The sequence below is a fragment of the Sphingobacterium sp. UBA1498 genome, from assembly GCF_002325125.1.
In the GTDB taxonomy this organism is placed as follows: Bacteria; Bacteroidota; Bacteroidia; order Sphingobacteriales; family Sphingobacteriaceae; genus Sphingobacterium.
In genome coordinates this window covers 20,552-43,042 of the sequence record NZ_DCRG01000006.1, presented here as the reverse complement: position 1 = coordinate 43,042, position 22,491 = coordinate 20,552, and the positions used below count along the sequence as shown (strand labels likewise).

18 protein-coding genes and 1 tRNA gene are annotated in these 22,491 nt (G+C 41.5%); 10 read left to right on the top strand and 9 right to left on the bottom strand.

Annotated features, from left to right (window positions below):
* Positions 1-145 precede the first annotated feature (145 nt).
* Both B3139_RS07285 and B3139_RS07280 read left to right on the top strand, forming a co-directional pair.
* Positions 146-664, top strand: coding sequence for a YceI family protein (locus B3139_RS07285; protein ID WP_293881367.1), 519 nt, complete (start codon positions 146-148; stop codon positions 662-664).
* A gap of 55 nt (positions 665-719) precedes the next feature.
* Positions 720-804 (top strand) — tRNA-Ser (locus tag B3139_RS07280).
* A 107-nt stretch (positions 805-911) separates the two neighbouring features.
* Here B3139_RS07280 and B3139_RS07275 read toward each other — a convergent pair.
* The 5 genes from B3139_RS07275 to B3139_RS07255 all read right to left on the bottom strand — a co-directional run bounded on the left by B3139_RS07275 (position 912) and on the right by B3139_RS07255 (position 7,639).
* Positions 912-1,277, bottom strand: coding sequence for a response regulator (locus B3139_RS07275; RefSeq protein WP_293881365.1), 366 nt, complete (start codon positions 1,275-1,277; stop codon positions 912-914).
* 68 nt (positions 1,278-1,345) lie between these two features.
* The gene (locus tag B3139_RS07270) at positions 1,346-2,176 is read right to left on the bottom strand and encodes a CheR family methyltransferase (RefSeq protein ID WP_293881363.1); all 831 of its coding nucleotides are present in this window, start codon (positions 2,174-2,176) and stop codon (positions 1,346-1,348) included.
* The gene (locus B3139_RS07265; protein ID WP_293881361.1) at positions 2,177-2,548 is read right to left on the bottom strand and encodes a response regulator; all 372 of its coding nucleotides are present in this window, start codon (positions 2,546-2,548) and stop codon (positions 2,177-2,179) included.
* 14 nt (positions 2,549-2,562) lie between these two features.
* Positions 2,563-6,165: a response regulator gene (locus B3139_RS07260; RefSeq protein ID WP_293881359.1), complete on the bottom strand. Its 3,603-nt coding sequence runs from the start codon at positions 6,163-6,165 to the stop codon at positions 2,563-2,565.
* A complete protein-coding gene (locus B3139_RS07255) occupies positions 6,152-7,639 on the bottom strand; it encodes an ATP-binding protein (RefSeq protein WP_293881357.1) in 1,488 nt (495 codons plus the stop codon). The genes B3139_RS07260 and B3139_RS07255 overlap by 14 nt, the downstream gene beginning before the upstream one ends.
* A 145-nt stretch (positions 7,640-7,784) precedes the next feature.
* Between B3139_RS07255 and B3139_RS07250 the strand changes: the two genes are divergently transcribed.
* The 4 genes from B3139_RS07250 to pdeM are packed head-to-tail and all read left to right on the top strand — an operon-like array spanning position 7,785 to position 13,514.
* Entirely contained in the window at positions 7,785-8,783 is a 999-nt protein-coding gene (locus B3139_RS07250) for a ligase-associated DNA damage response exonuclease (RefSeq protein WP_293881355.1), read from the top strand.
* An 8-nt stretch (positions 8,784-8,791) separates the two neighbouring features.
* Complete coding sequence (locus B3139_RS07245; RefSeq protein WP_293881353.1) at positions 8,792-10,372, top strand: ATP-dependent DNA ligase; 1,581 nt, start codon at positions 8,792-8,794, stop codon at positions 10,370-10,372.
* A 17-nt stretch (positions 10,373-10,389) separates the two neighbouring features.
* On the top strand, positions 10,390-12,852 hold the full coding sequence (locus tag B3139_RS07240) for a ligase-associated DNA damage response DEXH box helicase (RefSeq protein ID WP_293881351.1): 2,463 nt from the start codon (positions 10,390-10,392) through the stop codon (positions 12,850-12,852).
* A complete protein-coding gene (gene pdeM / locus B3139_RS07235) occupies positions 12,849-13,514 on the top strand; it encodes a ligase-associated DNA damage response endonuclease PdeM (RefSeq protein ID WP_209579914.1) in 666 nt (221 codons plus the stop codon). The genes B3139_RS07240 and pdeM overlap by 4 nt, the downstream gene beginning before the upstream one ends.
* A gap of 14 nt (positions 13,515-13,528) precedes the next feature.
* Here pdeM and B3139_RS07230 read toward each other — a convergent pair whose 3' ends face one another.
* From B3139_RS07230 to B3139_RS07215, 4 genes are all read right to left on the bottom strand, one after another.
* On the bottom strand, positions 13,529-14,491 hold the full coding sequence (locus B3139_RS07230) for a helix-turn-helix transcriptional regulator (RefSeq protein WP_293881348.1): 963 nt from the start codon (positions 14,489-14,491) through the stop codon (positions 13,529-13,531).
* Positions 14,492-14,581: 90 nt separating this feature from the next.
* Complete coding sequence (locus tag B3139_RS07225; protein ID WP_293881346.1) at positions 14,582-15,373, bottom strand: heme ABC transporter ATP-binding protein; 792 nt, start codon at positions 15,371-15,373, stop codon at positions 14,582-14,584.
* A 33-nt stretch (positions 15,374-15,406) separates the two neighbouring features.
* On the bottom strand, positions 15,407-16,438 hold the full coding sequence (locus B3139_RS07220) for a FecCD family ABC transporter permease (protein WP_293881344.1): 1,032 nt from the start codon (positions 16,436-16,438) through the stop codon (positions 15,407-15,409).
* Between the two features lie 5 nt (positions 16,439-16,443).
* Positions 16,444-17,301, bottom strand: a complete 858-nt coding sequence (locus B3139_RS07215; RefSeq protein WP_293881342.1) for a heme/hemin ABC transporter substrate-binding protein — start codon at positions 17,299-17,301, stop codon at positions 16,444-16,446.
* A gap of 312 nt (positions 17,302-17,613) precedes the next feature.
* On the opposite strand from B3139_RS07215, the gene B3139_RS07210 reads away from it, so the two are divergent.
* From B3139_RS07210 to B3139_RS07195, 4 genes are all read left to right on the top strand, one after another.
* Complete coding sequence (locus B3139_RS07210) at positions 17,614-19,992, top strand: TonB-dependent receptor (RefSeq protein WP_293881340.1); 2,379 nt, start codon at positions 17,614-17,616, stop codon at positions 19,990-19,992.
* 47 nt (positions 19,993-20,039) lie between these two features.
* Positions 20,040-20,795: an HmuY family protein gene (locus B3139_RS07205; RefSeq protein ID WP_293881338.1), complete on the top strand. Its 756-nt coding sequence runs from the start codon at positions 20,040-20,042 to the stop codon at positions 20,793-20,795.
* Between the two features lie 29 nt (positions 20,796-20,824).
* Positions 20,825-21,508 (top strand): hypothetical protein, encoded by a 684-nt coding sequence (locus B3139_RS07200; RefSeq protein ID WP_293881336.1) that lies wholly within the window; start codon positions 20,825-20,827, stop codon positions 21,506-21,508.
* Positions 21,509-21,731: 223 nt separating this feature from the next.
* On the top strand, positions 21,732-22,472 hold the full coding sequence (locus B3139_RS07195) for an HmuY family protein (protein ID WP_293881334.1): 741 nt from the start codon (positions 21,732-21,734) through the stop codon (positions 22,470-22,472).
* Positions 22,473-22,491: the final 19 nt, after the last annotated feature.

The window sequence follows — 22,491 nt, the reverse complement described above, 5'->3', positions numbered from 1 at the left end:
TTCCAAAATATCACTTCTATTTTTTTGTGGTTTTTCAATAACTAGTTGCATTTCAACAAGATTATTTTATTGATGTAGGTCAAACAAAATGAATAAAACAGCTGTTACCTTTGTGTTATTAAACAAATAATAAAAACATACAATTATGGCACAAGGAAAATGGGAATTAGACGCCGCACATAGCGAGATAGAATTCAAAGTAAAACACATGATGATCACAAACGTTAAAGGAAACTTTGACATTTTTAAAATAGATATTGATGCAGAGGGAGAAGATTTTAAAAATGCGCTTGCGAAAGTGGTTATTGATACGTCATCTATCAACACCCGTAATGAACAACGTGATGGCCACCTAAAAAGCGCAGAGTTCTTTGATGTAGAAAAATATCCTGAGATTACTTTCGAAGCAACGAGTTTAGAAAATGATGAGATTAAAGGAAATCTGACGATACGTGATGTTACTAAACCCGTATCATTCGACTTAGAGTTTGCAGGTATACAGAAAGATCCTTGGGGAAATACCAAAGCTGGATTTATTGTAGAAGGTAAAATAAAACGTTCGGAATTTGGACTTAGTTGGAATGCTGCACTGGAAACGGGTGGCGTGATGGTAAGTGATGAAGTAAAATTTAGTGCTGATATTCAGCTTATAAAAGCTCAATAAGTTCGATTTATAAAATAAAATTTGGTGGAAGAGTAAAAATTCGTACTTTTGTCGCGGAGAGTTGGCAGAGTGGTCGAATGCGGCGGTCTTGAAAACCGTTAACTGTCACAGGTTCGGGGGTTCGAATCCCTCACTCTCCGCAGAAAAAGCCTTTCATTTCTGAAAGGCTTTTTTTATTGTAGTTTTAGAGAGTACAAAAAAAGGGATCATTCCGAAACTCTTCGAGCAGATACGCACACCAATTTTGTTAAGTGATATATTTATTTACAATATTTTCTAGATCTTCCAAATCAAATGGTTTGGATAGAAAATCATCTGCTCCAGCACGATCAGCCAGCGATTGAATATCGTTGTTGGCCGAAACATAAATTACGGGAATATGATTAAATCGAGCATCGGCTTTCAGCAATCTAGTCGCTTCCACACCTCCTATATTGGGAATCCAATTGTCCATCAAGATGAGATCTGGCTTAGAAGATTCGACCCGTGGGATAATGTCATGTGAAGTTTCGGAAACTTCAACATTCAACCCTAAATCAATTAATACAACAGTTATGACTTCCAAAATAATGGTATCGTCATCAAATATCAATACAGTTTTTGTTTTACTCATAAAATAGTTAAAATACTTTGCTCGCTACGTTTAATATTGGGCAGAAAATCATATCTAAAAGTATACGGCTACAATGTATAAAGTTTTTTCCAAATTTTTTGATTCCCAACAGCCGTAAAGTTATGCTGAATGCTAGAAAATCGTATCGTTTCTTTACTACCTAAACCCAAATATCCTAAATTTTCAAGACTCAAGTCAAACAATTTAAAAACTCGTTCCTGCAATTCCTTATTGAAATAAATCAACACATTGCGGCACAAAATCAATTGAAAACTGTTAAACGAAGTATCCGACACCAAATTATGCGTTGATATAATCATTTTTCTTTTCAATTCATCATCAAATTTTGCCCACTCATAATTAGCAGTATAATAGTTCGAAAAATCCTGCTTCCCGCCTGATTCCATATAATTTTCGGAGAAAGTCTTGACCAAGCTCAACGGGTAAACGCCATTACGCGCAATTTCAAGAACCCTAGGGTTAATGTCTGTCGCATAAATCAATGACTTATGATATAGATTAGCTTCTTTTAACAAAATGGCCATAGAATACGCCTCTTCACCTGTAGAGCAGCCAGCAACCCAGATCCGTATTAAAGGATAGGTTCCCAATTGAGGAAGAATTTCTTCTCGAAGTTCCCGAAAAAACAGCGGGTCCCGAAACATCTCTGTCAAATTTACAGTAATCTCTTCAACGAAGTGTTGTAGAAATTCGACATTGTCTTTCAAAGCAAATCTGAGTTCAGCAAAGCTTGCCAATCGATCGTTGGTCATAATTCGATTGATTCTTCTCTTGATGGAAGCTCTACTGTACTGCAAAAAATCATAGCCATATTGACGGTATATATCCTCAAGCAAGATATCGACCTCATCGTCTCTTATAATATTATAGCCCAACATCTAAATCAATCTTTCAATTTCAAGCGCCAATTTATCAACGTCAATAGGTTTCGAAACATAAGCTTGCGCCCCAGCATTTAAACATTTTTCTTTATCCCCACTCATCGCTTGTGCCGTCACAGCTATAATAGGTAACCGACTATTGGAATTCAACTTTCGGATTAACTGGATTGCTTCATAACCATCTACCTCAGGCATCATCATATCCAACAAAACCAAGTCAATCTGATCTTCAGTTTCCAATAGTCGGATCGCATCAAGAGCAGAATTACTGCTCAAAACCCGATATCCCTTGGCCTTTAGAGTCAAACGCAGTGCAAAGATATTTCGTTGATCGTCGTCTACAATTAATATCACTTTATTTTTATCCATATATCCAACCTTCCTTAATTTTCATATAACCACACACGCAATAAAGACAACAATTGATCAATATCCACCGGTTTGGAAATATAATCAGACGCACCAGCCTGAATGCATTTCTCCCGATCACCAATCATCGACTTTGCCGTAACAGCAATAATTGGTAGTGCGACGTATTGGGAATCCTGACGGATATTTTTGATTGTCTCATAGCCATCCATCTCTGGCATCATCATATCCATCAGCACGATATCGACGGATTCCCCCGAAGCAAGGACATCTAGGGCCTCTTTGCCATCCATGGCCGGAAGGACCTTTACCTGAAATTTCTCCAAAGCTTTGGTCAAGGAAAAGATATTGCGAACATCATCATCAGCTACTAGTACCTTCTTTCCTTTCAATACATCGGTTAATGACCCTAATCCATTATTTTTCCTTTTTATATCATCTGCATTATTGACCTCTATTAAATGCAAAAACAATCCGACTTCATCAAGAATACGCTGATAGGAATGTGCAGTCTTCACCACAACTGAATCTGCATATTTCTTTATCTTAAGTTCCTCAGACTTGGACAGATTTTTTCCGGTAAAGATGATGATAGGTAAGTTTTCAAGACCTTCATGCTGCTTAATAGCCTCCAAGGTATTGTACCCCATTTCATCTGGCACCCCCATATCCAAAATTACACAATCAACGTCTGCCGTTCGCAAAGCTGTAATACTGTCTTCAACGTTATTTTTTACTTCGAGGGAGATATTAAAACTACTTAAAAAATAAGATAGTGCACTTGCATGTTTGGGATTTTCCTCCACAATAAGTACCTTCTTCGGCGAGGACTTTAGAGCCAATTCAATCTTTTGAAATATGTTTGTCATTTGCTCTAAGGCAACAGGCTTATTTATGAAATCAATCGCTCCTTTTAATAAACTTTCTTTTTTTACCGCTAGGGAGGACATGATATGCACGGGGATATGACGTATTTCCTTATTCCCCTTCAATCGATCCATCACTGCCCATCCATCCATCACGGGCAATTGTATATCCAATAAAACAGCAGCAGGTTTGTATTTTAATGCTGCCGGCAAAGCGTGGTCACCACGCACCACCACCACTCCCTTATACTTTTGTGTGCGTGTGTACTTCAATAGGGCCTTAGCAAAATTAACGTCGTCCTCAACAATCAATATTACCTTATCACCCTCTTTAATCGTATCCCGGTCATCAGGTATTTCCTCGGGGATAGGAATTGTTAATGGATCATAACCATCTTCTTTAATTAGCTCAATGACGTCCTCCACCTCTGAAGATATCTCATCAACAAGCTGCTCTTCCTTTGTCAGTACCTCACTAACCTCAATTTTATATGTTGGAATAACAAACAAAAATGTACTGCCTTTCCCCTCCTCACTCTCCAACCGAATCTCTCCACCCAAAAGACGAGCAATCTCACGGCTAATAGACAGCCCTAAACCTGTACCTCCATACTTTCTTCTTGTCGATCCATCTGCCTGTTGAAAAGCTTCAAAAATGACTTTTTGCTTATCAAGAGGTATACCGATACCAGAATCAATAACGGCAAAAACCAACTTATCCTTATCCTGGGAATCTTCGTAAATATCCAGGCGTATCTCACCTTCCTTGGTAAATTTTATTGCGTTCGAAATCAAATTGCGAAGGACTTGGTCTATTCTAAGACGATCCCCCTCAAATCTTGTAGCCACCTTATCGCTGATATTCGTTTTGAAAACCAATCCCTTTTCTTGTACAATTGGCAAAAACAGACTATCTAAATCTGATAAGATATCGTTCAGATCCAACGTTGTATATTCCAAAGTCATCTTGCCGGATTCAATTTTAGAAAGGTCTAAGATTTCATCAATAAGTGTTAACAAGCTTGATCCCGAACTCTGAATGACTTTGGCAGACTCAATCTGATCTGAATTCAGATTTTCATCGACGTTCTCTGACAGTAACCGCGAAAGTAGCAAGATTGAATTGAGCGGCGTACGGAGTTCGTGCGACATATTGGCTAAAAATTCCGATTTATATTTCGTGCTCATCGCCAGCTCCTCCGCCTTCAGTTGGATTTCCTTATTGCGTTCCGCAATCATTAGATTTTTATCTTCAAGCAATCGAGAACGCTCTTCCAGTTCTTGATTGGATTGTATCAGTTCCTCCTGTTGAACTTTCAATTCCTCTTCCGAAGATTGAAGACGTAGGGTTTGGGCCTCCAGTTCTGCATTTAAACTCTCAAGTTCCGCATGTTGTGTCAACAGCTCTTCAGATTGCACTTGGGTCTCTTCCAATAATGTCTGAATCTTTGCACGTGCCTTGGCAGACATCAGCGCAATGCTGATCTGTCTGGCACATTCATGTAGAAATGTCAGTTCAACCGCAGTAAAATTATTCATTTGGCCTATTTCTAATACTCCTAGCACTTTATCCTCAACCAATAAAGGTAAGAATTGAATATATGGCACATTAATTTTTCCGTTAGCAAAACTTACTACATAATCCGCCGTATTAATATTATTTAGTGTCTTTGTTTGCCGGTCGCTATATACCTGACCGATATAGCCTTCGCCAGGTAAAAAAGATTTTTGCACCTGACTATCCAGTCCATAGGTACCCATTAAGATCAATCTCTCTTCATTAAGAATATAAATTGCACCACTAACCGCTTCCATATAGCTCACAAGGGTTTTAATGGAGTCCGCAGCAATAGCATCTTGGTTTTTATTCCCCATTAGTCCTATATAGAGTTGAGCATAACCCGTATGCAGCCAGTCATTATCCGTAAGTTGGCCAAAGGATTTCTGCAGCGCTTTAGACATCCTATTAACAGATTTCGCTATCGCTCCTAGATCGTCATCCTCCACCTCTTCCACCCTTACATCGTATTCCCCCAATGCGATACGATTAGTAATCCTTTGGATTAAATTTAAACGTTTTGAAATTACTTCATCTTTTTCCCGAAGTGATTTTTCAAGCGTCAGGCGTTTTTTGAAATCTACCCGTAACCGAACATAAAAATAACTGGTAATGATAAGTGAAAGTAAAGCACTGATTACAATAAATAATGTCGTAATTGAAGAGGAATTATCCACTTTTGCCGATTTGCGGTCAATATTCTCTTCCTCATATTGAATAATTTCATCGATAATCTGACGGCATCTGTCCATCACCATTTTACTGCGATCCAACTGCGCTACGCTAACCACCCCACCCTTTCTTTTGGTAGCTACCGATTCCTTTAAAATTTCCAACCTCAAGTTTGCTGCTGTTAGAAAGCTATCCACCTTAACCCCTTGTACCGGGTCCTGATGAGTTAGCATATCCATTTCCTTTAATTCGGCAGGTAAGTTCGCTAATGCATTATTAAAAGGCTCTAGATAGCTCTCCTTTCCGGTTAATAGAAACCCTCGATCCCCAGTTTCAGCTCCTTGCAAAGAATTAAGCGCGCTATTCGATATATTGATAATCTTTCTTGTCACGGCAAGCTCCCGACGATGCCTGTTTTGTTCCTGAATTCCGATATAGGAAGCCGTAGAACTCATGAGCAGCACAATCAAAGAAAACCCGATTCCCCAAGTTATATTACTGAGCATCTTAGTATTTGGCATCTTCGGGTATAGTTACAGGTAAAGTAAAAGAAAATGTAGCTCCTTGTCCACCCGAACTTTCAACAGAAATAGTTCCTTGGTGGGCACGAATAATTTCAGCGCAGATATAAAGTCCTATACCTAGTCCCTGAAAATCAAATGACGTTTCTTCTACACGGTAAAATTTCTCAAAGACATCGGCCTGCTTTTCCACAGGTATTCCTATTCCGAAATCAATTACACTGATTTTTACGGTATCACCAATAACAGTACAGTCAACAATTACTTTTTCCGTACCAGCAGCATATTTGTAAGCATTGGTCAAAAAATTAACCAGCACCTGTTCAAGGCGGATCTCATCACCATAAATCTGTACATCTGTAACATCACCTGTCCTTAGCAGTTTCATATTGCTTTGGTCATGCGTCTGGACAATGGAGTCTATCGCACTTTTCACCATATGCTCAAGCGGAAATACTTTTTTATTAATCAACAACTTCCCGTTATCGATCTTTGAAAGGTCCAAAAGGTCAGAAATCAGGCTATTAAGTTTATCTACCTGCCCCTGCACCCGTGTTACATATTTTGCTTCGGCGCTCTCTTCATCCAATTTTAGCTTTCGATCCAGTAATTGCATGTATGCCTTTATGCTTGTCAATGGTGTTTTCAACTCGTGGCTCGCGATACTAAGAAACTCATCTTTTTCCTTTTCTGCCTTTTTCTGTGCGTCAATATCTGTAAATGTTCCTACCCATTTACTTTCGCCTTTTTCTAAAATGGGCCACACACGCAAAAGTTGATACAGATATTCACCACAAGCCCGCCTTTGAATACGAACCTCCATTTCGAGTGGTTTTCCCGAATGAAGACTGGCATGAAGCTCCCTCTCAATAGATGGATCGCCAGGATATGTCTGCGGAAACTTTACAGCATCATCAGAAAACTGAAACCAGCGGCCATTCACAAAATCAATAGTCCCCTCATGATTACATGTAAAAGCGATTTGTGGCAGAGACTCCAGAAGTGTATGCAAATAGTCTACTTTCGAACTTAATTCTTTCTGTGCCTGCTTTCGCCGTTCCACTTCCAGTTCCAACGTTTGCTGAACATCTTTAAGTGCTTGCGTCTGTTCATATAACCGATAGAATGTCTTGACTTTCAACAGGAGAATATCAGGATCAACAGGCTTGGTTACATAATCCAAACCGCCCGAATTGTACCCTTTCGTGATAAAACGCTTATCCGTATTTACAGCCGACAAAAATATTATCGGAGTTTCTTTCGTTTTGCTAAACCCTGCAATATTTTCAGCCACTTCAAAGCCATCCATATCCGGCATCTGAACATCCAGTATAATTAATGCATAATTATATTTTAAAATCTTCTTTAAAGCTTCCTCCCCAGAATGAGCGGTATCAACTTCAAAATTTTTGGATTCAAGTAACTTTTGTAACGAGTAAATATTATCCGGATTATCATCAACAATTAATATCATAGTGTATTTGAACTTAGCATCAAGGTTAACAAATCTAAAAAAATTTAACTGAATACCACTAATCGAATTGAGGAATACCAAAAGCTAGATCTATAGGAATGAAATAAGTAAAACTTTAGTGTGTCAAAGGCTGTTTTATTGCTATATGATACGTTTTACATCGAAAGGTATATACTGTATTCCGGGCAAGTTTTATCTTGACCCTTGGAAACCTGTTGATCTGGCAGTTATCTCCCATGGTCATGCAGATCATGCTCACTGGGGAATGAAAAAATACCTCTGTCATCATTTTACAGTAAATATCCTTCGAAGCCGCATAGGTCCTGATATTCAAGTTCAGGGACTGGCTTACAATGAACCAATACAGATTAATGGTGTACGTGTTTCTTTGCATCCCGCGGGGCACATCATTGGCTCCGCCCAGATCAGACTCGAATATAAAGGGAAGGTGGTTGTATTTACAGGAGATTATAAAATACAGGACGACGGCTTATCTACGCCATTTGAACCAATTAAGTGTCATGAACTTATTACAGAAAGCACTTTTGGTCTACCCATTTATCGTTGGGAATCAGTTGCTACGCAAAATGAACGCTTGCAGTCGTGGATCAAAAACAATCAGAGCAATAAAAAAACGTCTGTATTTATAGGATATTCACTCGGAAAATCGCAGCGCATTCTAAATGCAGTCCATGAGATGGGTCCAGTATTTGTGCATTATAGTATTGCTAAACTGAATGGAGCTTATCGTCAAGAAGGGATAGGATTACCGCCCTATCAAATTGTAGATCTAAAGGATGGCGTCAAAGTACTGGACAACCAGATTGTATTGCTTCCCCCTGCCTTATTGGATAGCCAGACCCTTCAGAAGATACCTAATATGGCTTATGCGATCTGTTCGGGATGGATGCAAATTCGAGGTGCACGAAGATGGCGTAGTGCTGATGCAGGATTTGCGATCAGTGACCACGCCGACTGGGCTGGTTTACTGCAAGCTGTACGTGAAAGCGCGGCCGAAAAAGTATATGTCACACACGGGCAGACGGCAACATTCGCCAAATACCTCAATGAAATCGGTATCGAAGCCGAAGAAGTCACGACTCAGTACGGTGACGAAGAAGATCCTCAGCCCCAAACGACTTAAGATAGCCCATGAAAGAATTTGCGAACTTAATCAATGCATTGGATAGCAGCAATAAGACGAACTTGAAAAAAGAAGCTATCTTGGAGTTTTTCAATCGAGCCTCTGAAAAAGACAAACTTTGGTTTTTAGCACTGATGACAGGAAAAAGACCTAAACGTAGCATTGCAGTAAAGGACCTCAAGACTTGGACATTAGAAATAACAGAAATTCCTGAATGGTTATTTGTCGAATCTTACGCAGCTGTAGGAGATTTGTCTGAGACCTTATCCTTACTTTTACCACCTGCATCGCAACTGATAGAAAAAAGCTTAAGCGAGTGGATGGATGAAATTATCTCCCTGCAACATGCCTCAGTTACGGAAAAGAAAACTTTTGTTCTACATTCCTGGAATGTATTGACGACAGTCGAGCGTTTTATTTTTAACAAACTTCTTGGCGGAAGCTTCCGTTTGGGGGTTTCCGCAAAAGGCCTTATCAATACCATAGCGCAATATACAGGTACCGAAGCCAGTGCTGTAGCACATAGCATCATGGGCGAGTGGAATCCGAATGAAGTCGAGTTCGAAAAGCTTGTTCGCGGTGCATATAGTGATACAAAACTGTCCAAACCTTATCCTTTTTGCCTCGCTTATCCCGTTGAAAAAGATCCTGAGCAGCTAGGACAGATTACCTCATGGCAAGCTGAATATAAATGGGATGGCATCCGCGGACAGCTGATCAAACGCAGTGAAGATATCCACATCTGGTCTCGTGGCGAAGAGCTCGTCACCGCCCAGTTTCCGGAAATTACGGCAGCACTTGGTCAGTGGAAAGGAGATTTCGTGCTGGATGGAGAAATTCTTGCTGTCAAAGACGGACAGGTACTCAACTTTTCCGAACTTCAAAAACGGATCAATCGCAAAACGATTCCGAAAGCGCTTCGAGACGAAGTCCCTATTTCAGTTTACCTTTATGATCTATTGGAACTCGATGGCAACGATCTCCGCAATGAGCCTCTAGCCTATAGGCGTTCTTTACTAGAAAAACTCCATGCCGAAAATCGGGATACTATTTTAGAATTGTCCCCCTTGATACATGCTCAGGACTGGACAGCACTCCAGCATATTCAGGCGGCAGCACGCGAAATTAACAGTGAGGGAATTATGCTTAAAAGAATAGATTCCACCTATCATGCAGGCCGCAAAAAAGGAGATTGGTGGAAGTGGAAAGTAAATCCGATGAGCATCGATGCTGTACTCATTTACGCGCAAAAAGGAAGCGGCCGCCGCAGTGCTCATTACACAGATTATACCTTTGCCGTAAAAGATGGAGATCATTTAGTCACTATCGCCAAGGCTTATTCAGGACTTACCGACAAGGAAATCCTTGAGGTGAGCCGATTTGTGAAAAAGAATTCAATCGAAAAGTTTGGCCCGGTGAGAACGGTTAAACCCGAACTTGTTTTTGAGATTGCCTTTGAAGGAATAGGATACAGTAAACGCCACAAATCTGGTGTAGCATTGCGATTTCCGAGGATATTGCGCTGGCGAAAAGATAAAACTGCTGCGGAAATCGACGAATTGGATAACGTTAAAAAATTGATACAATAAAAGTTTGATAGCATACAGTGAGCGATAAAATAGTACAAAGTGAGGGATTCCGAATTGTAAACAATTATTTTGAATCTCAAGGAAATAGTCCCTTTAGCTTTCAGACAAAGGCCTGGGAGAAATACGCACAGGGCTACAGTGGTTTGGTCATCGCTCCCACAGGATTTGGAAAGACTTTTTCGCTATTTATGGCGGTATTGATAGATTTTCTAAATAAGCCAGAGCGCTACCAAAAGGGGTTAAAACTACTGTGGATAACTCCATTACGCTCTTTAGCAAAAGATCTTGCCCGTGCCATGCAAAAAGCCATAGACGATATCGGACTGGATTGGGTAGTCGAGGTTCGCAACGGGGATACCGATGCCAAGGTGAAAGCCAGACAGACACGATCGATGCCTGATATCCTCCTCGTTACACCAGAAAGTTTGCATTTGCTACTCGCGCACAAACAACGCGAAAAGTATTTTAAGAATCTCCAATGTGTCACGGTCGATGAATGGCATGAACTTATGGGCAATAAACGCGGTGTTATGGTCGAACTTGCTCTCGCTTTCCTCAAATCACAATATAGAACAATGCGTGTTTGGGGTATTACAGCAACAATTGGCAATCTTAACGAAGCGATGGAGGTTCTATTACCAACAGAAAAAAAACGCATTCAAATTGTTGCCAAAGAAAAAAAGAGGATTGCAATCAAACCAATTTACCCCAGCAAAGTGGAACTACTGCCCTGGGCAGGTCACTTAGGAGGAAACCTCGCCGATCAAGTCGTTCCTATTATACTCAACAGTAAAAGCACGATTCTCTTCACGAATACACGCAGCCAAAGTGAAATGTGGTACCAGCTCCTTTTACAGGCTAACCCCGACTTTGCTGGACAAATCGCCCTCCACCACAGCTCTATAGATGCGCACATACGTGAATGGATCGAGGAGAATCTCAGCAGCGGTAAACTTAAGGCTGTCGTATCCACCTCTTCATTGGATTTAGGTGTAGATTTCAAGCCTGTGGATACGGTTATTCAAGTTGGATCAAGCAAAGGTGTAGCCCGATTTATGCAACGTACTGGTAGAAGTGGACATAGTCCTTTCGAAACATCAACCATCTACTTCGTTCCAACACATTCACTGGAACTTATTGAGGTTGCAGCATTGAAAGATGCAGTGAAAACGCAAACCATCGAAAACCGCGATCCGATGGTGCAGACTTTTGATGTGCTTGTTCAATTCATGGTAACGATCGCCTTGGGCGGAGGATTTCGTTCGGAAGAACTGCATGCGACTGTCGCTAATACCCATGCTTTTAGATATATGGAAGAGCAAGAATGGCAATGGTGCATGTATTTTATTACCTCAGGCGGAAAAATCGGTAAGCGCTACGAAGAATTCCACAAAGTTATACAGGATGAAGAGGGAAATTGGATTATCAAAAACCGTCGTTTGGCTCTGCTGCATCGGCTGAATATCGGTGCCATTGTAGGCGATGCCATGATGCGTGTCAAATTTCTTTCGGGCGGCTACATCGGAATGATCGAAGAATACTTCATAAGCAAACTCAAAAAAGGCGAACGGTTCATACTCGCAGGACGAATCTTAGAACTTATTATGGTTAAGGACATGACTGTATTTGTAAAAAATTCATCCGGAAAAGCCATAACGCCAAGCTGGCTTGGCGGCAGACTACCGCTCTCGTCCAATCTCAGTCACTTTCTTCGCAAAAAGCTCTCGGAATCCCAAAATCCCCCATCAAACGAAAAAGAACTGCAATTCCTAGCTCCCCTTATAGCAAAGCAATCCTCCCTTTCTGCAGTACCGAGCGAATCGGAATTCTTGGTTGAGCATATCAAAACCAGAGAAGGTTATCACCTCTTCTTCTATCCTTTGGAAGGCAGGCTAATACATGAAGTGATGGCTGCCCTCGTCGCTTATCGTATCAGCAAATTGTATCCCATCAGTTTTTCCATGGCCATGAATGATTATGGGTTTGAGCTCTATTCCGATAAAGAAATTCAACTGACCCAAACACAGCTCGAAGAAGTATTGAGCCGTAAAAATCTAATGGAAGATGTAATAAGCAGCATAAATTCCGCAGAAATGGCTAGCCGCAAATTTAGAGATATCGCTGTAATTTCAGGATTGGTTGTCCAAAACTATCCGGGCACCCAGCAAAATAACAAATCTTTACAAGCTTCATCTGGAATTATTTTCCGGGTACTGATGGAACACGATCCCGACAATTTACTCCTCAAACAAGCTTTTAGCGAAGTATTCAATCAGCAATTGGAAGAATATCGTTTAGTAAAAGCATTCGATAGGATTAATAATAGCAAAATACGTTATACCTTTGTCGAAGAATATACGCCACTAAGCTTTCCCATTAAGGTGGACAGTCTTCGGCAGTCGTTGTCGAGTGAGGTACTGATTGAACGTATTCAACGAATGGAAAAGACCAACGCGCAAAAAAAGAAACGTAGAAGATGAAGCTTTTTGAACAAACAATCACATTCAATAAACAACAATTAACACTTAACAATCAAAGGTCTATATTTTGGAAAGCAGAAAAAGCATTGATCCTATCAGACCTCCATCTTGGCAAAGCTGCACATTTCAGAAAAAACGGCATTGCCATCCCCACTGATACAGCTATTGCCGATCTGAAACGACTTGAAGAATTAGTAGATCACTATAAACCCGATCAAGTTATTGTCGTCGGTGATCTCGTTCATGCAAGCATCAATCGTGAAGTTCTGTTATTGGAAGAGTTTAGAAAAAAATATACTGGGCTCCAGCTCCACCTGGTCAAAGGAAATCATGATCGGCTATCGAAAAATATCACCGAGCAATTTGCTATCCAACACCATGACGAAGTTTTTGCTCTACAGCAAATACAATTTAAACATCATCCTTCCGAAGCAATCGATCCATCATCCTTCCGGATTAGCGGACACCTACATCCTGGCGTGAGTATCGTTATACCACCAAAGCGGCAACTTCGCCTACCCTGTTTTTTAGTCTCTGAGCATCAGATCATCCTACCTGCATTTAGCAAATTTACAGGAATTGACAGCAGGGAACTATCGATTAAATATCAATGTTACGCAATCTCAGAAGATCTCATTTTTCCTATTCAAAAAGGCAGGTAGCAAGAAAAATTTAATTAGATTTTGAGCTCGCCGGGCGAGATCCCGTAATATTTTTTAAAAGCACTGCTAAAGTTATTCTGATGGCCATAGCCAGTTAACAATGCAACCTCGTAAACTGTCATCTTATCTTCGAGCAGATAGCTTTTGGCTTTTTCCATGCGCACCCGCGTGAGGTAGTCGTGAATGGTCACAGAAAAATATTCCTTAAAGTCCTTACGCAGTTTACTTTCACTGGTCAGCACCTCCGCTGCCAGTTCTTTTTGGGTCGGTGGATTGGCAATACGCTGTTCAAGAATCTGTCTTGCCATCTCCAATCGCTGTACGTCCTCCTCATGAAAGAGCGAATCACTGCTTTCAGTTTTCTCATTGTATTGCTCAAACTGATACATCAGCAGCTCAACAATTCGCGACTCGGTATGAAGCCTACGGATTTCACCCTTCTTTTTGGATTCGATCAGCTCGGTTATGGTATGCTGCATCTCGTAGGTCGCCATCAGATCTTCTTCAGAGAAAGAGACGTATTCACCTTTTTCAATCTCGTGTACAAATTGCTGATGCAATAACGAATCGCGTTTGATCAGATTGAGGTAATACTCCTTGGAAATAACGGCTATAAAATACGTATATTCAATACCGGGTTCCACTTCATGGATGGATTTGACCGAAGGAATGTAGCGTATATTATGCCGGCTCATGCCATAAGGCAGTTTGCTGTCCGTCGGCTTAAAGAAAATAAACTGGCTGGTTATGGTCTCTCCCTCGATCTCTGTAAGCACCTGTACTGGCAGATCAAACTGCATTTTCGAATGCAAGATAAACAATCCTGAAGTCGATAGCTGAAAATTCTCCATATGGACGGGATCCTTGGATATGGATATCCTATTTTCGACCAAAGGTTTGTCGGGAACATAGCCGTCCGGAATTTCTTCTTCAAAAAGCCAATCTGCCAACTCTACTATTTTACTTTTCACCAACATGATTACAAATCCTAAATAAGCCTGAAGCAGTTAAAATTAACGAAATAAGATGGTATTCTAAAATTATTATAATCTTTCTAAATAACATGATTAATCCAAGTCAATATCCATTTCCTCCAACTGAACATAAGGTTTCAATGTTCTTGGATTCATAATGACATTGGACTCGACCGAAAAGATGGTATAAATCTCTTTTTGGGCCAATACTTCAACTGGAGTACCATGAAAGAGCTTTCGACCATTTTTGAGCATCAGAATACGATCGGCATACATGGCGGCAAAATTGACGTCGTGCACAATCAGCACCACCATAAATCCTTTTCGGGCAAGCGCACGTGCAATGGCAAGTACTTTCTGCTGATAGTGCAGATCCAATGCAGAAATAGGTTCATCCAATAACAACAGCGCATCCGGATTATCCCATATCTGCGCTAGGATACGTGCAAGATGAACACGCTGCTGCTCACCGCCGGAGAGGCTCAAAAAATCCCGTTCAGCAAAAGCAGATACCCCACAAAGTTCCATGGTTTCGGCCACGATCTTATAGTCCTGTTGTTTGGGCGTATTCTTATAATGCGGATAGCGCCCCATCAGCACAATCTCTTCTACGTTAAAACTCAATGTCGTCTGCTGCTGTTGGCTCAGTAAAGCCCTGCATTTGGCCAAAGCCGCAGGCTCGTATGCCGACAGCGCCTTGCCATTGAGATGAACAGCCCCCGAATCCGGTTTCTTTTCACCACAAAGCACCCCCATCAGCGTCGATTTACCAGCGCCATTAGCTCCGAGGATTGCCAGAATTTCACCTTTGCGCACCTGAAAGGTAATGTCTTTCAAGAGCTTTCGTCCGTTCACTTCGTAGTTGATCTTCTCTACACGTAGCATAATGCAATTATTTTTAAAGCCTCTGCCAAAAGACTATTTATCTTTGATTAAAATATACAAAAATACCGGTGTGCCCAGTAAAGCTGTAATCACGCCGATGGGCAATTCAATAGGTGCAACAGCAACCCGGGCAATTACATCTGCCAATGTCAACACCAGTGCTCCCAATAACAATGAACCAGGAAGCACAAATCGGTGATCCGCTCCGCCCATCAGGCGAACAGTATGTGGAACAATCAATCCCACAAAACCAATGATACCCGATACCGCAACTGATGCTCCCACAGCAAGTGTGGATAAGACAACCACCCAGCGTTTGACGCGATCGGTACGCATACCCAAAAGATCCGCCTGCAGCTCCCCAAGGGAAAAAGCATTCAGCGACTTTCCAAAAAAAGGCAAGATCAGTACCGGAATCAAAATAAATGGCGCCAAAGCCCTAAGGTTATCCCAGGTAGCCCCGCCAAGACTGCCCAGCATCCAAAAAGTGATGGTACGTAACTGTTGCTCCGTCGACATATAGGTCATCAGACCCGTTAGCGCACCTGCAAAAGCATTGATAGCAATACCCGCCAACAACATCGTTGTCACATTGGGACGCCCATTTTTACTCGCAATACGGTAAACCAAAAAAGCGGTTAAACCAGCGCCCACAAAAGCGCCAAAAGCCAATATATAATACCCAATCCAAGCAGCCAAAGAGGTAAAGAGAAAAGTCTCAAAGGCAATGATCAATACCGCAAAAAGAGAAGCTCCAGATGAGATTCCGATCAATCCGGGCTCCGCTAAAGGGTTGCGGAATATACCCTGGATCGCAGCACCGGATATACCAAGTGCTGCTCCCACCAAAAGTCCGAGCAAAAGACGCGGCATACGAATCTCAAAAAGAACATCTTCCTGCATATTATGTACACCTTCGGCACTCCCCAAGTGCAATTTTTGCGTCAACATCGTTAAGATATCGGCGGACGGAATATGGTAGGCCCCCATCCCCAAGGCAACAATACTTACAACACCTAATACCAGGCCCAAAGCCAATAGGATAAATTTCTGTTTCTTTTGCACCGGCTTTATTTTGAATCCATCACTTTTCCAAATCCACGGTGCAATTCTAAGATTGCGTCTGGCAGCCGGTTACTGAAATTGACCAGCAGCGAGGCATTCATCACCAAGATACGTTCGTTTTTACCTGCATTCGTAATACGCATGCCCGGCAATTTGAGGATAGCGTCCTCACCGCCAAGACTACTTGCGCCAAAATCAAATAGCAATACAATATCTGGATTGGCCTGTACCAGCGCTTCAGTGGTATAGGGTTTGAAATCCGAAAATTCCTGAACCGCATTTTTACCACCAGCCAAATTAATCATCGCGTCCAGACTGCTGCCTTTACCCGCCACACTCATGGTACCTGTACCACGGGCATATAAAAACAATACTTTGGGCACTGCTTTACCTTGATTTTCCTTTTTCACCAATTCTAGGGTATGATCCAGGCTTAATTTTGTTCGGGTAACCAAATTTTTACCGGCAGCGGATTCACCGACGGCATCTGCGACCTCCTGGATGTAACGAAGTGCACCCGGAACAGAATAGTTGGGTTTAATGGAGACAAACTTCACGCCGGCTGCGCGAATTTGCTGAATGACCGCTTTGGATACGTCACCTTCATTCGCAATGACAATGCTTGGTTTAAAAGATAATAAACCTTCGGCCGACACCGAACGATTCTTGCTTACCCTCGGTAAGGCCGCCGCCGCTTTGGGTGATATACTTGTCACATCGGTAGCGACCATGTGCTCGCCTATTCCCAGTCCGTAGACCGTTTCGGTCAACGAACTGTTTAACGTAATAATTCTCTGCTGTGCCCTCGCCCATCCACCGATTTGCATCAAAAAACACAGTATAATAACATAAAATCTACTCATCGTAATTCTTTATCTCCAGGATGACAATGGCGGATTTCCAAGTATGGATTTTGAATCTCGCCGTTCAACTTGAGCACAAAACAAATCAATAATCAGTCTAAATACAAATTATATCCAATCTATTTGAATAGCGTGTTATACCACAAAAAAGGCAATAACAAACTAATTAACAACAAAATAACTCCAAAAACAAACTACTTTTCAGTCTATAAAAAACGGATAAAATAGAATTTATGACATTTTGCATAGAGAAAAATTGAGTTGGATTACCGTTTTTTGTAACATTATTTAGAATTAGTAAAAATAAAAATAGTGTTTAAAAGCATCTCATCTATTCGAACAAGCACCCTGATAGCCCTATGCGCCTGCCAGATCTACACTGTGCAAGCACAGGAAAAATGGAAAATCTCGGGTGTATTAAAGAACGAATCCAATAAAGGCGTCGCCAATGCGACCGTTTATCTTTATCCAGATAAATATGCTTTTAAAACAGATACTGCAGGGAGGTTTCAGTTCAATCAGCTTTACGCGGGTCGCTATGAACTCCAAGTACAAGCTTTGGGTTATCAGCAGCAACGGCAGGTCATCGATTTAGAAGATAAAAATCAGCAATTAACCCTAGTTTTAAAAGCCGAGGACCGTCAGATGGATATCGTTGATGTGCAGGGAAAAGCGCAGGCTGTCGACAATCTTATCAAGGCCGAAAATGCGGCTATGCCCGTCAAGGTCATCACCAAGCGCGAGATTGAACTTATGGGCAGCCGTCGGCTCGATGAGGTGCTCAAAGAGCAGACCGGTATTGCCATTGTGAACGATATTGCCGGAGGATCCAGAGCGGTAGGTGTGCAGATTCAGGGCTTCAGCAGCAACTATGTGATGGTGCTGGTGGACGGACAGCCCATGCTGGGCCGCAATAGTGGAAACTTTGACCTATCCCGTATTTCGGTGACCAACATAGAGCGCATCGAGATCATCAAGGGAGCTTCCTCCTGTTTATATGGAAGTGATGCGCTGGGTGGATCCATCAATATCATCACCCGTCATGGTGCTATCACACCACAGGCACAGGCATCGATTCTTTATGGCAGTCTCAATACCGTTGATGCAACACTGGAAGCAGAAACACCTTTTGCTAATCAACGTGGGAGCGCCGTCTTTTCGGGCAATTACTACCGCACAGATGGTTTTAATACCGACAAGCAGTATCTGGACTCCAAGAGTACCACTTTCCCCCCCTATACCAACTATAGTTTCCAGGGTCGAGTACGTTATCGTACAAGCAAAAATGGGACTTTAGGTGTGACAGGGCGCTATGCAGCCCGGGAATCTGAAATGATCAATGCCTGGTCTGAATCGGCTACACTACAAGATAAACAAAAAGATCAGGACATCAATCTTTCGGCAAGTTACGACCATAATTTTGAATCGGGACTGCGCAGCATGACGCGTTATTATTTCTCGCGTTTCCATTCTCAGATTGCCGCACAATGGTTACAGCAGGGTATTGTAGCCAGTGCCGAGCAGTTCGGTCAGAATGTACACCGTATCGAACAGCAATTTGCGTATAGCCCTGCACAACAGGTCAAACTCACCGGCGGTATAGGCGGTAGCCTCGAACTCATGGACAACCAAGATCTGGATGCCAAACGATCTTTGAATAGTGCCTTTGCCTATTTGCAGACTGAGTGGAAACCAATAGACCGATTGCTAACTACGCTGGGCTTACGCTACGATCAGACCAACGTCTACAATGGTCATCTCAGCCCGAGTTTGGGTCTGCAATACCATGTCAGTCCTACCCTCTTAATAAAAGGCGGTATTGGCGCAGGATTCAAAGCACCCGACTATAAGATGCGCTATCAGGTCTTTTTCAATCCAGCAGCCAACTATTTGGTCGTCGGTTCAGAACGCGTAGCCGATGTGATTGCAGCCATGGATCAAGCCGGAGAACTGAGTTATAAAAACAGCTATATGCTCAATTTGGTGGCGGGTAACCTCAAAGCCGAAACCAGCATTTCAAATAATCTTGGACTGACCTGGAGTCCGTCCAATAGATTTCAGGCCGATTTCTCGGTCTTCTACCATCGGATCAACAATGAGATCAACACGGTTAGTGTAGGTAATGGTACCAAAGTCGCACAGATCTATAGCTACCGCAACCTGCCCAAAGCCATGAATAAAGGTTTTGAAGTTTCATTGACTTATCAGGCAACCAAAGATCTGCAATTGTCTATGGGCTATCAATATCTGATTGCCAAAGACCTGAGTGTATTGGACAGTATTGCCAAAGGCAGTTATCCCTACAACCAGATCAACGATCCCGCTACAGGCGAATATCGCCAGAGCAAAAAATCGGATTATTGGGGTATTGAGGACCGTTCGAGACACATGTTCAACGCAAAAGCCCAATATGAATATAAACCCTGGGGTGTCAACGTCAATGCGCGGGTTAATTTCAGAAGTGCCACACCTTTTCAGGAATACAATGGCAACCAGTTTATCGACAAATACGACATCTTTATCCCCTATCACACACTGGTTAATATGACAGTAGAAAAGAGTCTGATGAACAGAAGGTTGACCTTCCGTCTGATCGGTGACAATCTCTTCAATTTTACCAGCCGTTATTTACTCGGGCAACCTGGACGTGTTATTATGGGCGGCGTCAGCTACCGTTGGATAAAAGAATAATAAGGACTAATGAACAAGAATTTAGCACACCAAGTACAAGATAAAAGATGAGAACGATTCGAATGATTATTGGAGAATGTAGCATCTGGCTTTCCTTTCAGAAGATTGGCCGTTGTATTTTTTCAGCACTATTGTTATTGACAGTGGTATCCTGTGGGAAAGACAAAGACTATACTATCGGATTAGAAGATGGCAAAAGTACCTTGATCAAAGATCTTGCTGGCGATACCGATGCAGCCATGGGTGAAGGTACTGAAGGAAAAGAGCAAAGACCATTTTTTACGTTTCTTTTTCGTTTTAAAGACCAAAAGCAAATATGGATTAAAACCAAAGCTGATTCAGCGCAGTGGCTTAAAACAAAAGATTGGGATATTGCCTTTACAGGTCCTTACAATTCGGAGATCTATGTGAACAATGCCCAGCATGAATACAATCCAGGTTATGGCGGTCAAGTCAACAATACCGCTGTGGTTTTACTACGACAAGCCTATCAGAGTGTCACTGTAGCCCCTTCGGATGAAGAGTTTAACAAAAGTGAAGTCAACAAAATTGGCTGGGCAGCAACCGATGGTTCGGATGGCTGGTTTCGTTATAGTTTGAGCACCCATATTATGCAGGCGCTCCCCAATCGTACCTATGCGATTCGCTTACCCGATGGCAAATATGCCAAATTACAGCTGATCAATGCCTATAAAGGAAATCCAGCGGCGGTAACCAACCTGAACTGGCCTGCCCCATACTACACATTTAAATATTATGTACAGCAGGATGGCAGTAAAGATTTAAATACAAACACATTATAATAAGGAAAAATTACACAATTAAATTAAAGATGAATAGATTATTTACAACAGCAGCACTGCTATGTGCATTGAGTTTAGGTTTTACTTCTTGTAGTAAGGATGATGATAAGGTGGAGCAAGTCGAGCCGGAATACCAAGCTAAGGTTATGGTCAAAGACGGTGAAACTGTTGATTTAACAAAGGTTTCCAAAACCATCAATACACAAGGAACAATCAAGCGTACAGGCAATACCTATTCACTTCGTAACTTTAAACAATTTACAATCGGTGAAGATGGAAAAGCAACAACAACTGCAGCGCAAACCTATTATTTCGACTTTAAGGAGAACGATGGGCTACAAACTGCTGATGCCCCATTAACCCTAATCGCACAACAACGCGTCATGGATGTGATCGCAAACACTGCAAAATCATTTACACTGTCTTATATAGATAAAGCTTATGAGACTGTCAATTCAGCGGATCAATTTGCAACATTGACTGACAACAAAGCTGGTATTGCATTAACTCCTACTGCTATTGGATGGGCTGGTTACGATATGACAACACACCATGTTATAGCTGTTAAAGACCGTACGTTTATTCTTTCAAAAGATGGAAAGCCTTATTTTAAATTTAAAGTCAACAGCGTATATTCCAATGAGACACCAAATAAAGCAATGGCGTCAGATAACTATGTTTTCTACTCCATCGATTACCAAGAATTTAAATAGCATTAACAAAAGCAGCTGGTTAAAATTCCAGCTGCTTTTGTTAACCAACAATCAAAAACCGAAAAAAATATATTAAATACCAATTTTCATACACACTTTATCAGCAAAAGATTTTATCTTTACTATTATTTAGAATAAATTTAAATAAAAATAACATACTAACAGCCCTACTGCATGTATAGAAAAGGGACAAAGTATTGACTAACAAAAAAAACTAGTAACAATGAAAATAAAGAAACACAGCAACCTATTAAAATTCATACCGGTACTGGCATTTTTAATTGTGTTGGGGTCTTGTAGCAAAAGCGACCCCACAGTAGTAGAGCCTGAACCAGATCCTGTTGCACCAGAAGCTATGTTCAACCGCTTGATTACTGTTAAGAATTTTGGAGAAGACTTACCTGCTGGAAGTGCACCAACCACGGCGCAATCACCAATATATTACAGCCTGGAACAGAACAAAGCTGTGACGTCGGATTATAAACTAACTGCACGATGGGACATTTCTTGCTCAGAAATATATCGCAGTTTTATCAATTGCAACAATACAGCAAACGGATTTGGTAAAGGTGGCCCAGGCAAAGGCGGAATCCTGATTGTCGAGAAAAAGTTTGAAGATGTAATCGATATCCCTTCAGACGCCGAGTTTCGCAAAGGTGAAAAAGCATATGGTACTGATAACTCCGGTGATTTTGGAGAAGGCTTGGGCTGGTATCTGTATGATTTTAACGGTACGTTCAAAGGCGGGGGTGCTGAAAACAAAAAACACGTCTGCTGGCCTATAGAAGGGCATACCCTAGTTGTCCGTACGGCGAATGGAAACTACGCCAAGATCAAAATGCAGAGTATCTACAAAGATCTGCTCGATTCGAAGGATTGGTATACAAATTCGCCTACACCCTACTTTTCTTTCCAATATGTACTTGCCAAAGCTGGCAGTACCAAATTTACAATTGCTAACTAAAAAAATAAGTATAGCGTAC

Excerpts from the sequence above, each read along its gene's own strand:
- B3139_RS07255 (WP_293881357.1), bottom strand. The coding sequence starts at position 7,639 with ATGATATTAATTGTTGATGATAATCCGGATAATATTTACTCGTTACAA.
- B3139_RS07200 (WP_293881336.1), top strand. The coding sequence starts at position 20,825 with ATGAATAGATTATTTACAACAGCAGCACTGCTATGTGCATTGAGTTTA.
- B3139_RS07265 (WP_293881361.1), bottom strand. The coding sequence starts at position 2,548 with ATGGATAAAAATAAAGTGATATTAATTGTAGACGACGATCAACGAAAT.
- B3139_RS07260 (WP_293881359.1), bottom strand. The coding sequence starts at position 6,165 with ATGCCAAATACTAAGATGCTCAGTAATATAACTTGGGGAATCGGGTTT.
- B3139_RS07225 (WP_293881346.1), bottom strand. The coding sequence starts at position 15,373 with ATGCTACGTGTAGAGAAGATCAACTACGAAGTGAACGGACGAAAGCTC.
- B3139_RS07230 (WP_293881348.1), bottom strand. The coding sequence starts at position 14,491 with ATGTTGGTGAAAAGTAAAATAGTAGAGTTGGCAGATTGGCTTTTTGAA.
- B3139_RS07270 (WP_293881363.1), bottom strand. The coding sequence starts at position 2,176 with ATGTTGGGCTATAATATTATAAGAGACGATGAGGTCGATATCTTGCTT.
- pdeM (WP_209579914.1), top strand. The coding sequence starts at position 12,849 with ATGAAGCTTTTTGAACAAACAATCACATTCAATAAACAACAATTAACA.
- B3139_RS07205 (WP_293881338.1), top strand. The coding sequence starts at position 20,040 with ATGAGAACGATTCGAATGATTATTGGAGAATGTAGCATCTGGCTTTCC.
- B3139_RS07215 (WP_293881342.1), bottom strand. The coding sequence starts at position 17,301 with ATGAGTAGATTTTATGTTATTATACTGTGTTTTTTGATGCAAATCGGT.
- B3139_RS07195 (WP_293881334.1), top strand. The coding sequence starts at position 21,732 with ATGAAAATAAAGAAACACAGCAACCTATTAAAATTCATACCGGTACTG.
- B3139_RS07250 (WP_293881355.1), top strand. The coding sequence starts at position 7,785 with ATGATACGTTTTACATCGAAAGGTATATACTGTATTCCGGGCAAGTTT.
- B3139_RS07275 (WP_293881365.1), bottom strand. The coding sequence starts at position 1,277 with ATGAGTAAAACAAAAACTGTATTGATATTTGATGACGATACCATTATT.
- B3139_RS07245 (WP_293881353.1), top strand. The coding sequence starts at position 8,792 with ATGAAAGAATTTGCGAACTTAATCAATGCATTGGATAGCAGCAATAAG.
- B3139_RS07285 (WP_293881367.1), top strand. The coding sequence starts at position 146 with ATGGCACAAGGAAAATGGGAATTAGACGCCGCACATAGCGAGATAGAA.